Here is a 12,800-nt window from a genome sequence, read left to right as displayed (position 1 = left end):
ACGTCAGGCGCTGGCCGGGCTGTCGCCGGCCCACTCGGCTTCGGCCTCGGCACGGTCGGCCTCGGCCTGGCGCGCCTGCGCCTGGTACAACTGCCAGTAGGCCCCCTGGCGCGCCATCAGCGCGTCGTGACTGCCTTCTTCCACCACGCGGCCACGGTCGAGCACCACCAGCCGGTCGGCTTTGCGCAGGGTAGACAGGCGGTGGGCAATGGCAATGGTGGTGCGGCCCTTGACCAGATTGTCCAGCGCCTTCTGAATTTCTTTTTCTGTGGTGGAATCCACCGAAGACGTCGCCTCGTCCAGAATCAGGATGCGCGGGTTGATCAGCAGCGCGCGGGCAATCGAAATACGCTGGCGCTCGCCACCAGACAGCGCCTGACCGCGCTCGCCCACCAGCGAATCGTAGCCATGCGGCAGGCGCAGGATGAACTCGTGCGCGTGCGCGGCGCGGGCAGCGGCGATGATTTCTGCCCGGCTGGCGTTGGGTTTGCCGTAGGCGATGTTTTCGGCAATGGTGCCAAAAAACAGGAACGGCTCTTGCAGCACCAGGCCGATATGGCGGCGATATTCCGCCACCGGCAGCGAGCGGATGTCCACGCCATCAACCCGAATCGAGCCTTCCGAGACGTCGTAAAACCGGCAGATCAGGTTCACCAGCGTGCTCTTGCCCGAGCCGGAATGGCCCACCAGGCCAATCATCTCGCCCGGCTGGATATCCAGGCTGACGCCACGGGTGACCGCGCGATTGCCGTAGCGAAAGCCCACGTCGCGCAGTTCGATGCGCCCGGACAGCTGCGGCAGATGCACTGGCTTGGCCGGCTCCGGCACGCTGGACACATGGTCGAGAATGTCAAAAATCCGCTTGGCCCCCGAAGCGGCTTTTTGCGTGACCGAGACAATCCGGCTCATCGAGTCCAGCCGGGTGTAAAAGCGGCTGATATAGGCCAGAAACGCGGTCAGCACACCGACGGTAATGTCACCCTTGGAAATCTGCCAGATGCCAAAGCCCCACACCACCAGCAGGCCCACTTCAGTCAGCAGGGTGACAGTGGGCGAGAACAGCGACCAGGTTTTGTTCAACCGGTCGTTAATCGCCAGATTGTGCTTGTTGGCCTCCCGAAAACGCTCGGCTTCACGTTTTTCCTGGGCAAATGCCTTGACCACGCGGATGCCGGGAATGGTATCGGCTAGCACATTGGTGACTTCTGCCCACACCCGGTCTACCTTCTCGAAGCCGGTGCGCAGCTTGTCACGCACATAGTGGATCATCCAGGCGATGAACGGCAGCGGCAGCAGGGTGACAATGGCCAGCCAGTGGTTGATGGAAAACAGGATGGCCGAGGTCATCACGATCATCAGCACGTCGGTGGCAAAATCCAGCAGGTGCAGCGACAGAAACACATTGATGCGGTCGGTTTCCGAGCCAATCCGCGCCATCAGGTCGCCGGTGCGCTTGCCGCCAAAGTATTCCTGCGACAATTTCAGCAAATGCTCGTAGGTGGTGGTGCGCAAGTCGCGGCCAATCCGTTCGGACACCAGCGCCAGAATGTAGGTGCGCAGCCAGCCCAGCAGCCAGGCCAGCAAGGCAGCGGCAAACAGCCCGCCCAGATACAGGCTGACCAGCGACCAGTCAATTGGCTTGCCGTTCTGGAATGGAATCAGCACATTGTCCATCAGCGGCATGGTCAGATACGGGGCCACCAGGGTGGCGGCGGTGGACGCCAGCGTGAGCAGGAATCCGGCCAGCAGCTGCCAGCGGTAGGGCCGGGCAAAGCGCCACAGCCGCAGCAAAGTCCAGGTGGAGGGCGGGGTGTGCAGTTCGCGGGCGCACACCGGGCACTCGTCCTGATCCGCCGTCATCGGGTTATGGCAGCTGGGGCAGCTGAGTTCTTCTTCCTCGGCCAACATGGCCGGCTCGCCATGGCGCAGCAGATTGAGCTGACGCTCCCACTGCGCCAGCAAGCGCAGCGCCTGGGCGTTGACATTCAGGGTGTAGCGCCACAGCGCCAGCTGCTGGTGGCCATCCTGCAGCTCCAGGCTGCCCACCCCGGCGTGATCGTGGTGATGCAATTGCAGCTCGGCATGCAAAGGCCAGCTGTGCCACGCCGCCTGTTCCGCTGGCTGGCTGAGCAGGCGGCGGTCGGTAAGCAGGATCACCCCGGCGGTAAAGCGCAGCTGGGTGTTCAGATCGACTTCCATCCAGCCCAGCAAGGTTTCACCCGGTGCCAGCTGGGCGCTGGCCTGGGCACGCCATCGGTCTGGCAGTTCGGGACCAGCAGGCAGGGAAAGGGTGTTAGCGTTCATGTTCGGGCGGCATCCGCAAATTCAGTTGGCTTCTGGCGCAACACCCAAAAGCCGTGGCCCCGAACGAAGCGCCCGGGGCCGACAGGGCATCGGCGCGTGGGCGCGATGCAGGTTTACGTGGAAGTATAACTGAAATCAGCGCTACAGCTGGTCCAGCAGGGCAATCGCATGAATGCCATTGCCCTAACGCCTACAAGCCATGACGCCCCAGACTGTTCACCTGCCCCTGATTTGTGTAGCGTCCCGCTTTTTGGGAGCGACTCATGGAGACAGAAGGCAAGTTGCAGCTAGCGGATGTGTTTGTCTCCATCACCGACCCTCGCCAAACCCGCAAGACACGGCACGATCTGGTCGAAGTGCTCGTGGTCGCCGTCAACGGCGTACTGGCCGGTGCCGACACCTTCGTCGAGATCGAAGCCTGGGCCAACGAGAAACTGACATGGTTTCGTCGCTATCTCAAGCTGGAACACGGCATTCCCTCTCATGACACGTTTGGGCGGCTGTTCGGGCTGATTGATCCAACAGAATTCGAGTCTGCCTTTCAACGCTGGGTTCGCAGCATACTGCCCGCTCTGGCTGCTCAGGATGTGGTGGCAATCGACGGCAAAACCAGCCGACGCTCCGGCAAGGTGGACGCCACCGCACTGCATCTGGTCAGCGCCTTTGCCGCCGGGGCCGGGCTGGTGATGGGACAAACGGCAACGGCAAAAAAATCCAATGAAAAAACCGCCATCCCGACGCTGCTCAATACCCTGGCGCTGGAAGGTTGCATCGTGACCATCGACGCGATGGGCACGCAAACCAACATTGCCCAGGCCATCCGCGACAAGAAAGCTGACTATGTTCTGGCGGTCAAGGACAACCACCCTACGCTCGCCGACTCAATGCGCGACTTCTTCACACAGTTCCAATCTGCCCCGGCGGAACAAACCCCGCACAGCTTTCATGAGCAGATAGAGAAGGATCACGGACGTATTGAACATCGTCGCTGCTACGTCTTCGACCAACTGGATTGTCTGTACAAACCAACGCAATGGCCTGATTTATATGCTTTTGTGGTGATGGATTCAGAGCGTCTGGTCAAAGGCAAAACCACCCGCGAGCAGCGCTACTACCTCACCAGTCTGGCAGCGGATGCACAACGCCTGGCGCATGCCATCAGGGCGCATTGGTCAGTTGAGAACCGCCTGCACTGGTGCATGGACGTGGTGTTTGGTGATGATCAGATGCGTGCCCGTACGGGCCATGCCGCGCACAACCTGGCGGTGCTCAAGCACATCACGCTGAATCTGATTCGGCTGGATCCGATTCCGCGCAAGGGGGGCATCAAGGTGCGCCGACTGATTGCGGCGACGTCGGATGAATACCGTGAGCAGCTCTTCGGACTTGGGCGGGCGTGAATTCATGCGATTGCCCTGCCGGGTGCGATGGCGCTATCTTTTTTGTGCGGTGCAGCGATATCATCCCGCCCCTTGGCCTGTTGCCACCGCTTGCCCGGCCCTACTGGCCGGGCGTTTGCCGTGCATGATGTTCAGGCCGCGATTCGGAGATTGTTCGCGCCATGCGCCAGACCCCCACCGCCATGCCACTGGTGGACGCCCTGAAAGCGTTCGCCTGTCTGACTATTGTCATCCACCATCTGTGTTTTTACGGCCCACTGACCGATGCGGTGCGACCATGGCTGCCGGGGCTGATTGGCTTTTTTGACCCGGTGCGCGGCAAGCCCCGCCGTTCAGGGCGGGGAAAGATAGCGCGGACGACGTAGCCGTCCTTGCCGTCGATGGGGGTGGACTGTATAAAATATCCAGTATGCAACGCCTTCAAGCCTACAAATACGAACTGATGCCGACCGGCCAACAGCAGCGCGACATGCGCCGCTCAACCGTCCGCGCCGTCAATCCACTTCCGCAGCAACATGCAAACATGCTGCACCGCCAGATTAGCGTCGTTACGCGAGTGCCAGGCCAGATGCAGCGGAAATGTTTCCACCGACAACGGAGGGACAAAAATGGCCAAGCACTGGTGGTCATCATCCGTCAGGCAACGGCTGGGTACCATGGCTATCAAATCGGTATGTGCCACAATCTGCAGTGCCGTCACAAAGCTGGGCAGTACTAGACCGATGCGGCGCTGGCGGCCAATCCGCAACAGTGCATCATCCAATGCCCCGCGAGGGGTGCCGCGCGGAGACACCACCACATGCGGATGCGCCAGCCACGCATCCAGCGTAAAATCTGCCGCCGCCGGATGCCCCAAACGCATCACTACCTGATAGTGCTCCATCGCCAGCATCTGCCGACGCAAGCTGGCATCGGTCTGCGGCATGACCGAGACAGCAATATCCAAATCATCGTTGACCAACTGACGCACCATCTCGCGGCCACCGCTCCACGGCAGATAAACCAGCGCAATGCCCGGTGCATCCACCTGTAGTGCGAGCTGGATCGGTGCTGCCACCGTATTCAGCAACGCATCGGCCATGCCGATGCGCACATTCGCCTGCACGCTTGCCAAAGCTGGTTGATCCGGCGCAAACACCGCATCCAACCCTGCCAGCGCATGCTTTAACGGCCAACGCAAAGATTGCGCCTTGGCCGTAAGCTTCATGCCACCACCCACCTTAACCAGCAGCGGATCGTGAAACAGCTCGCGGCAACGCGCCAGCGCATTGCTCATGGCGGATTGCGACAACAGCAAACGTTGCGCTGCACGCGTGACATGCGCCTCATCCAGCAAAGCGTCGAGGATGACCAACAGGTTCAAATCAATGCGTCGAAGATTCATGGCGTGAATATACTCTCATGGATGCAATCTGTTGGATTCATCACGTCAAACCGCGCACCATGCCGGCATCCCTTCACCCCCCATTATCCCCACTGGAGTCTGTCCGATGCACACAAAAATTCTGCTTTTTCATCCCAACCTGGCCCAATCACATGCCAACGCTGCCATGGCCCGCGCAGCACAAAGCATGCCAAACGTAGAAGTAATCGACTTGTACGGTCTGTACGCCAACTGCCCCATCGACGTGCCCGAAGAAATCGACCGCCTGCTGAGTGCCGAGCGTATTGTTTTACAGTTTCCCGTGCAATGGTATGCACCGCCAGCATTGCTCAAGCAATGGGTGGACGATGTATTTACCACCATGTACTACCTGTCTTACCCTGAAACCGGGTTACGTCTGGAAAACACCCCTTTGCTGGTAGCGGCCACCGCAGGCAATCACGCGCAGGCCTACACTTCCAGCGGGCAAAATTTCTTTGCCCTAGAAACATTGCTGCAACCACTGGAAGCCCTGGCCTACCGCTGCAAACTGCCATGGCATCCTCCCTTCCTGACCTACCGCGCCAACAAGCTGGATGCCGGAGAACTGGATGCGCTGGGCGAGGAATACCGTGCCTATCTTGAGCTCTGGCAACGCACCACACCCCCCAGGTAAATCACCACGCAAATACCTAAGGAGGCGCTGATTTATTCAGAAAAATCGTGTTTGCCAAAATAAAAATCTAGCAAAATCAATATCTTGGATTCCAGTCTTCGCGAGAATGACGATTTGTTCAGCGTATCCCTAAATTAACAGTCAACCTCAGGACATCACCGAAAAAATACGCAAAGCACAGGCCGATGGATCTTGGCGGCTCTCGGAAGGCTGTGCTGTCGTTGAGAGCAACCCGATGGATGGACCCAGTCTGGAACCTTGTTTCTACGATGAACTCCAAGCGCACAATCCTTACGCACGAATCGTGTGCGTAAGGTTTTCCTGATTGGCACGACAGAACGGCATTGCAACGATCTGGCGCGCCGCCGTGCCTCTGGAGCCTCACCATGCCCCTCATCCGCCTCCCCGACCCTTCCGCCCCCTATCCCTCCGAGATCACCCCGCCCGAGGTCTACCGCGACCGCCGCCGCTTCATGCAGGCTGGGCTGGCTCTGGCCACGCTGCCGTGGCTGGCTGAGTCGGCGCAGGCCGCGTTGAGCGCGCAAAAAAGCCCGTTGTCCACCAGCGAGCCCATGAACAAGCTGTCGGACATCACCCGCTATAACAATTTTTACGAATTCGGCACCGACAAGTCCGACCCGGCGGCGAATGCTGGCAGCCTGAATACCCGGCCCTGGACGGTGCGGGTGGAAGGCGCGGTGCAGACGCCGCGCACCTTCGACCTGGACGCGCTGATGGCGCTGGCACCGATGGAGGAGCGGATCTACCGGCTGCGCTGCGTCGAAGGCTGGTCGATGGTGATTCCGTGGATTGGCTTTCCGCTGGCGGCCTTGCTCAAGCAGGTGCAGCCGACGGCGGCGGGCAAGTTTGTCGAATTTGTCACTCTGCACGACCCCAAACAGATGCCGGGGCAGCGTCAGCCGGTGCTGGCGTGGCCGTACCGCGAGGGGCTGCGCATTGACGAGGCGATGCATCCGCTCAGCTTGCTGACCTTTGGCCTGTATGGCGAGGTATTGCCCCGGCAGAATGGCGCGCCAGTGCGTCTGGTGGTGCCGTGGAAATACGGGTTTAAGAGTATCAAGTCGATTGTGGCCATCCGGCTGGTGGAAAAAGCCCCGCTGACCAGCTGGATGCAGGCCAATCCGCAGGAGTATGGTTTTTTCAGCAATGTGAATCCCGAGGTGGATCACCCGCGCTGGAGCCAGGCCAGCGAACGGCGGATTGGCGAATTGCTCAAGCGCAAGACGCTGATGTTCAATGGTTACGCCGATCAGGTGGCCGGCTTGTATCGCGGCATGGATTTGCGGAAGTATTTTTAAATGGCCGGCTTGCGTCACTGGCCGCGCTGGGCCACCCCGCTGACCTGGCTGATTGGTCTGCTGCCGCTGGGCAGCGCGCTGTGGCGGCTGGGCGAGGCGGTGAATCCGGTGGAACTGCTCACCCGCAGCACCGGCACCTGGGCGCTGACCGGCCTGCTGCTGACCCTGACAATCACCCCACTGCGCCAGCTGAGCGGCTGGCCGGCACTGTGGCATTTGCGCCGGCCACTGGGCTTGCTGGCCTTTGCTTACGGCTTGATTCATTTGCTGATTTACCTGCTGCTCGACCAGCAGCTGGACTGGGCCGAGATTGGCCGCGATGTGTTCAAGCGCCCATTCATCACAGCGGGCATGGCCGGTTTTGTCTTGCTGCTGCCGCTGGCCATCACCTCGACCGATGGCTGGATGCGCCGGCTGAAGCGGCGCTGGGGGCTGTTGCACCGGCTGGTGTATCCGGCGGCCATGCTGGCCGTGCTGCATGATCTGTGGCTGGTGAAAAAAGACCTGACCGAGCCGCTGATTTACGCTGCCGCGCTGGCGCTTTTGCTGGGCTGGCGACTATGGCGGCGATGGCATTCGGCTTTCCATTGGCATTCGCCTGAGCGCAAATGATTGCCAGACCAGCTTAATTGGTCAGAGGGAATACAAGCTCGTCTCAAATATTGGAAATTTTGTCAAAGACTCCAGTAGAATCCCCTCACCTTACTGTCATCATGCCTTCTTCATGCGTGTCCTGCCCTCCCTGCTGTGTCGTCTGGCGCTGTGCTGCCTGATCGTGTTGTGCGCCGGCTGCGGCGCGGCGGCCGATGCGCCATTGCGGCTGGGCACCAATATCTGGCTGGGGTTTGAGCCGTTTTACGTGGCGCGCAAGCAAAACCAGCTGCCGCCCTCGGTGCGGCTGGTGGAGTATGCGTCGGGGGCCGAGGTGCTCAGCGCGTTTCGCAACCGCTCGATTGATCTGGCCGCCGTCACCCTGGATGAAGCCATCAGCCTGGCCGAGCACGACCCCAGCCTGCGGGTGGGGCTGGTGCTCGACTACTCCAACGGCGCAGATGCACTGGTGGCGCGTCCTGATATCCGTCAGCTGGTCGACCTGAAAGGCCGCTCGGTCGGGGTGGAAAGCTTTGGCGTGGGCGCGTATCTGCTGGGGCGGGCGCTGCAGCGGGTGGGGCTGTCGCCACGCGATGTGCACATGGTGCCGCTGCCGCTGGACACCCACGAAGCGGCGTTCAGCCGTGGCCAGGTGGACGCGGTGGTCACTTTTTACCCGGTGCTGGCGCGCTTGCGCGAACAGGGCGGGCAGGTGTTGTTTGACAGCCGGGCGATGCCTGGCGAAATTGTCGATGTGCTGGTGTTCCGCGAGGACACCGCCCGACGGCGCACGCCAGCGCTGGTGGCACTGGGACAAGCCTGGTTTACCGCCGTCAAACAGATCCAGCAGCGCGATCCGGTGGCGATGGCGGCAATGGTGCAGCGGCAAAAAATCTCGCCCGCCGCGCTGGAACAGGCGCTGGGGCTGTTGCGCCTGCAGGATTTGAAGCAAAACCAGCTGGCGTTGGGGCAGGCCAGCCTGGCGCTGGGCCCGGTGATGGGCAATCTGGGCTTGTCCATGCGCGAGCTGGGGCTGGTCAACCGACCATTGCAGCCGATGAATCATCTGGATAGTTGTATTGTCGAGGGACTTGCAGGATGAATGTGTTCCACCGGTTTTCCTTGCGGCTGACGCTGCCTCTGACATTGCTGGTCATGCTGACCGGCACGTTGGCGTTGACGGTGGGACTCAATCTTTATCAGGGCAAGGCGCGGATTGAACAGCAGGCGGTAGAGCGCGTCACGCAAAAGCTTGACCAACTGCATGGCCTGATTGCCGACAGCCTGCTGACCGACGACCTGCCGGCGGTCCAGCACATGGTGTCGATGGTCAGCGCCGACAGCGATGTGCTGGCGCTGCTGGTGGTGGACCCGCGCGGCGTGGTGCGTGCCGCCAACCGCTTTGAATGGGTGGGCATGGCCTACCTGCAGGTGCCGGGTGTGGACCCGGCCATGCTGCCCTATGTGCGCCAGTCCGACGTCAGCCGGATTGTGTCCAGCGCCGACCAGCAGATGATTGTGGCCGAAACCCGGCTGGTGTTTGCCCCAGATCCCGGTGAACTGCGCTCCAGCCAGATGGGTGGCCTGCTGCTGCAACACGACCTGCGTCGGGCCAAGGCCCAGGCGGCGCGGGATTCAATGGTCAGCGCGCTGGCTGACTGGCTGGCAATTGCGGCCATTTCCTTTGCCATCTATGCGCTGTTTCACTTGTCGTTTGGCCGGCGCATCCAGCGCCTGATTGGCGGCATTGCCCGCATGCGCGACGGCAATCTGACCAGCCGGGTGGGGCTGACCGGGCGTGACGAACTGGCCCAGGTGGCCCATGCCGTGGACGATATGGCCGACCAACTGGCTACCCACCAGCGCGAACTGGCCACCCAGCAGGCTGAAATCACCGAATCCTCCGCCCGCTACCGGGCGCTGTTCGAATCCAATCTGGACGGGATTGTGCTGCTCGACGACGTGGGCGATGTGATCGACGCCAACCCCACCTTCCGCCGCCTGGTCGGCGTCAGCCAGGACTCCCTGCTGGGCCAGCCCTTCCATATCCGCCTGGACACCGACAGCCAGGCCGACTGGCAGGGGCAAATGCGCGAACAGCTGGAAGCCCGTGGCTATACCGACGAATTTGAACTGCACCTGCTCACCGCCAGCGGCGAACGCCTGCCGGTGGCCACCAAGTGCATGCGCCTGGCCGACAGCCAGGGGGTGCATCGTGGCGGCTGGTGCCTGGTGCGCGACCTGTCCGAGCGCAAGCAGGCGGCGGTGGAACAACGCCTGGCCGCTGCCGTGTACGACAGCAGTTCGGAAGCCATTCTGGTCACCGACCCGGATTTCCGCGTGTGTATGGTCAACCCGGCGTTTGTCCAGCAAACCGGCTGGGATACGCTCAGCCTGGCTGGCCAGGTGCTGCCGGCGCTGGACCGCCAGACCGACCCGCGCAACCCGGCGCTGCTGACGGCCCTGCAACGCGAAGGCCGCTGGCAGGGCGAGCACTGGATGACCCGACGCAATGGCGAAAGTTTTCCGGTGTGGCTGTCCTGCGCGCCGGCGCTGGGCGACGATGGCCAGATCAGCCACTATATTGCGCTGTTTTCTGATATCAGCGAGCGCATCGCCACCGAGCAGCGCATGCGCTATCTGGCTGAGCACGATGAGCTGACCGGCCTGGCCAACCGCTTTGCCTTTATGCAGCGGCTGGAAAGCCAGCTGGACAGCTGCCTGCCCGGCGGGCGGCTGGCGGTAATGTTTGTTGACCTGGACCGCTTCAAACCGATCAACGACATGATGGGCCACAAGGTGGGCGACGACCTGCTGCGCCGGGTGGCCGAGCGGATTACCGAAGTGATGGGCGATCTGGCCGTGGTGGCGCGCCAGTCGGCGGATGAATTCATGGTATTTACCGCCGATGTGTCTGCCGATGAAGCCGAACAACTGGCACAAATGATGGTGGGCATGCTCACCCAGCCCTACCGGGTAGGCCCGTATGACCTGTCGATTGCCGCCTCGGTGGGGGTCAGCTGCTACCCGGAACACGGCCTGAGCGCCTCGCTGCTGCTCAAGCACGCCGAACTGGCCATGACCCAGGCCAAGCGCACCGGCGGCAGCCGGGCGCTGTGCTACGACCCGAACATGCAGCAGGGCGAAGAAGAGCGCCACGCGCTGGAACAGGACTTGCGCAAGGCCATTGAACGCGGCGACCTGCTGCTGGAATACCAGCCACAGCTCAACCTCAACACCCAGCAGGTCAGCGCGGTGGAAGCCCTGCTGCGCTGGCGCCACCCCACGCTGGGCTGGATTTCTCCGGTGAAGTTCATTCCGCTGGCCGAAGAAACCGGCCTGATCCAGCCGATTGGCCAGTGGGTGCTGCAAGAAGCCTGCCGGCAAATGGCCGACTGGCACAGCCGTGGCCTGCTGCTGACCGTGGCGGTCAACCTCTCGGCGCTGCAGCTGCGCCACACCGGGCTGTTCAACGACGTCTATCAGGCGCTGGCTCAGTCCGGGGTGGAATCGTCCTACCTGGAGCTGGAGCTGACCGAAAGCGCGCTGATGGAAAACATCGACGCCATGCTCGACACCCTGCGCGAGTTCGACGAACTGGGCGTACAACTGTCGATCGACGACTTTGGCACCGGCTATTCCAGTCTGTCCTATCTGCGCCACCTGCCGATTGGCGAGCTGAAAATCGACCGCTCGTTTGTCAAGGACCTGGAAACCGACCCGCACGCTGCGCCAATTGTGGAAGCCATCCTGGCCATGGCCCAGTCGCTGGGGCTGTCGGTGGTGGCGGAAGGCGTGGAAACCGACGCCCAGTTTGCCTTCCTGGCCGCCAAGGGCTGCGCCTATGTGCAGGGCTGGTGGCTGGCCAAATCCATGCCCGGTGCCGAGCTGGAACGCTGGATGGGCGAATACGACATCAGCGCCGTCACCGAACGCATCACCCAGGCGCGCCAGCCGCGCCAACTGGCGGCCACGGCGGTCTGATCCCATCCCGGTTGCCCCCGTGTTGCGTGGCCCGCAGCACGGCACAAGGCCCGCTTATTGCTTGTCCCCAAGCCTTCACCATTGCGCACCACGGGGAAAACATGGCCGCCAACTGTTCCTGGAAATCCATCGACGTACACCTGCTGCAGGTGCTGCACGCCTTGCTCACCGAATGCAGCGTGTCCAATGCCGCGCGCCGGCTGAACCAGTCGCAACCGGCAGTCAGCACCGCACTGCGCCGCCTGCGCGACATTACCGGCGACCCGCTGCTGGTGCGCAGCCGCAACGGCATGGCCCCCACCGAACGCGGCCAGGCGCTACTGGAGCCGGTCAAGGTGGCGCTGGCGCAAATCGAAGCCATTGGCCTGCGCCAGTTCCGCTTCGACCCGGCGCAGTCGCAGCGGGTGTTCAATATCGCCACCCCGGACTACCTCAATGCCATCCTGATTGGCCGGCTGGTGGCCCGTTTTCGGGCGCTGGCCCCGCAGGCGCAGGTGGCCCTGCACTCGTTTGGCCCCGACTACGACTATACCCACGCGCTGGAATCCGGCGAGCTTGACGTGGTGATCGGCAACTGGCCCAACCCGCCTGAGCACCTGCGCCTGGCCCCGCTGTTTGAAGACGATGTGGTGTGCCTGATGCGCAACAGCCACCCGCTGGCCGGACGCCCGCTCAGCCAGGAAGACTACCTCAACGCCGACCATCTGGTGCCCACCCCCTACGCCGTTGGCCAGCGCGGGGTGATCGACATGCAGCTGGCGCGCGACCGGCTCAAGCGCAAGGTGGTGGCCAGCGTGCCCTACTTCAGCCTGGCACCGTATGTGCTGCTGCAAAACGACATCCTGTTCTCCGCCCCGCGCCTGTTTGCCGAGCACTGTTGCTCGCTGGGCGAGCTGTGCATGGCCGAATCGCCGGTACCCTTCCCGAAAATGCGTTTTTACCTGCTCTGGCACGACCGCGCCCACCACGGCGAGGAGTGCCGCTGGTTCCGCGAGCAAGTGGTGGACGTCATCCGTGAAACCGTGGACACCCTACAACAACCGGCACCCGCACAGCGCCAGCGCATCCGCGCCTGAACACGGGCGGGGTGGGTTTGGCATGCGTTTCAGCGCGCCCGTTGAAGCGTCAAAACCAGTCATGGCAAATAGCCGTGCTGCAGTACA

The 12,800-nt window shown here is 62.1% G+C and carries 10 protein-coding genes; 8 read left to right on the top strand and 2 right to left on the bottom strand.

Features of this window, described 5'->3' with window-relative positions:
- Positions 1-3 precede the first annotated feature (3 nt).
- Positions 4-2,304 carry an ABC transporter ATP-binding protein gene (locus BXU06_RS12830; protein WP_077300295.1) on the bottom strand — a complete coding sequence of 767 codons (2,301 nt, stop codon included), beginning with the start codon at positions 2,302-2,304 and terminating at the stop codon, positions 4-6.
- Positions 2,305-2,567: 263 nt separating this feature from the next.
- Here BXU06_RS12830 and BXU06_RS12825 point away from each other — a divergent pair, with 263 nt between their 5' ends.
- Positions 2,568-3,704, top strand: a complete 1,137-nt coding sequence (locus BXU06_RS12825) for an ISAs1 family transposase (RefSeq protein WP_077297545.1) — start codon at positions 2,568-2,570, stop codon at positions 3,702-3,704.
- A 161-nt stretch (positions 3,705-3,865) separates the two neighbouring features.
- Positions 3,866-4,069, top strand: a complete 204-nt coding sequence (locus tag BXU06_RS17740; protein ID WP_077300292.1) for a hypothetical protein — start codon at positions 3,866-3,868, stop codon at positions 4,067-4,069.
- 113 nt (positions 4,070-4,182) lie between these two features.
- Here BXU06_RS17740 and BXU06_RS12815 read toward each other — a convergent pair whose 3' ends face one another.
- Complete coding sequence (locus BXU06_RS12815; RefSeq protein ID WP_077300289.1) at positions 4,183-5,088, bottom strand: LysR family transcriptional regulator; 906 nt, start codon at positions 5,086-5,088, stop codon at positions 4,183-4,185.
- 106 nt (positions 5,089-5,194) lie between these two features.
- Between BXU06_RS12815 and BXU06_RS12810 the strand changes: the two genes are divergently transcribed.
- From BXU06_RS12810 to BXU06_RS12785, 6 genes are all read left to right on the top strand, one after another.
- The gene (locus BXU06_RS12810) at positions 5,195-5,743 is read left to right on the top strand and encodes an NAD(P)H-dependent oxidoreductase (protein WP_077300286.1); all 549 of its coding nucleotides are present in this window, start codon (positions 5,195-5,197) and stop codon (positions 5,741-5,743) included.
- Positions 5,744-6,129: 386 nt separating this feature from the next.
- On the top strand, positions 6,130-7,062 hold the full coding sequence (gene msrP / locus BXU06_RS12805; protein WP_150125199.1) for a protein-methionine-sulfoxide reductase catalytic subunit MsrP: 933 nt from the start codon (positions 6,130-6,132) through the stop codon (positions 7,060-7,062).
- Positions 7,063-7,674: a sulfite oxidase heme-binding subunit YedZ gene (locus BXU06_RS12800; RefSeq protein ID WP_077300283.1), complete on the top strand. Its 612-nt coding sequence runs from the start codon at positions 7,063-7,065 to the stop codon at positions 7,672-7,674. It abuts the gene before it with no gap.
- Between the two features lie 112 nt (positions 7,675-7,786).
- Positions 7,787-8,755 carry an ABC transporter substrate-binding protein gene (locus BXU06_RS12795; protein ID WP_077300281.1) on the top strand — a complete coding sequence of 323 codons (969 nt, stop codon included), beginning with the start codon at positions 7,787-7,789 and terminating at the stop codon, positions 8,753-8,755.
- Positions 8,752-11,637 (top strand): bifunctional diguanylate cyclase/phosphodiesterase, encoded by a 2,886-nt coding sequence (locus tag BXU06_RS12790; protein WP_077300278.1) that lies wholly within the window; start codon positions 8,752-8,754, stop codon positions 11,635-11,637. The genes BXU06_RS12795 and BXU06_RS12790 overlap by 4 nt, the downstream gene beginning before the upstream one ends.
- A gap of 101 nt (positions 11,638-11,738) precedes the next feature.
- Positions 11,739-12,713, top strand: coding sequence for a LysR substrate-binding domain-containing protein (locus BXU06_RS12785; protein ID WP_077302874.1), 975 nt, complete (start codon positions 11,739-11,741; stop codon positions 12,711-12,713).
- The last annotated feature ends 87 nt before the right edge of the window (positions 12,714-12,800 follow it).

It is taken from the genome of Aquaspirillum sp. LM1, assembly GCF_002002905.1.
Lineage (GTDB): Bacteria > Pseudomonadota > Gammaproteobacteria > Burkholderiales > Aquaspirillaceae > Rivihabitans.
Note: the sequence above shows the minus strand (reverse complement) of the source record. Positions and strands in the feature narration are given on the sequence as shown.

Coding starts and splice junctions, on each gene's coding strand:
- BXU06_RS12810 (WP_077300286.1), top strand. CDS start 5,195: ATGCACACAAAAATTCTGCTTTTTCATCCCAACCTGGCCCAATCACAT.
- BXU06_RS17740 (WP_077300292.1), top strand. CDS start 3,866: ATGCGCCAGACCCCCACCGCCATGCCACTGGTGGACGCCCTGAAAGCG.
- BXU06_RS12815 (WP_077300289.1), bottom strand. CDS start 5,088: ATGAATCTTCGACGCATTGATTTGAACCTGTTGGTCATCCTCGACGCT.
- BXU06_RS12830 (WP_077300295.1), bottom strand. CDS start 2,304: ATGAACGCTAACACCCTTTCCCTGCCTGCTGGTCCCGAACTGCCAGAC.
- BXU06_RS12790 (WP_077300278.1), top strand. CDS start 8,752: ATGAATGTGTTCCACCGGTTTTCCTTGCGGCTGACGCTGCCTCTGACA.
- BXU06_RS12825 (WP_077297545.1), top strand. CDS start 2,568: ATGGAGACAGAAGGCAAGTTGCAGCTAGCGGATGTGTTTGTCTCCATC.
- msrP (WP_150125199.1), top strand. CDS start 6,130: ATGCCCCTCATCCGCCTCCCCGACCCTTCCGCCCCCTATCCCTCCGAG.
- BXU06_RS12785 (WP_077302874.1), top strand. CDS start 11,739: ATGGCCGCCAACTGTTCCTGGAAATCCATCGACGTACACCTGCTGCAG.
- BXU06_RS12800 (WP_077300283.1), top strand. CDS start 7,063: ATGGCCGGCTTGCGTCACTGGCCGCGCTGGGCCACCCCGCTGACCTGG.
- BXU06_RS12795 (WP_077300281.1), top strand. CDS start 7,787: ATGCGTGTCCTGCCCTCCCTGCTGTGTCGTCTGGCGCTGTGCTGCCTG.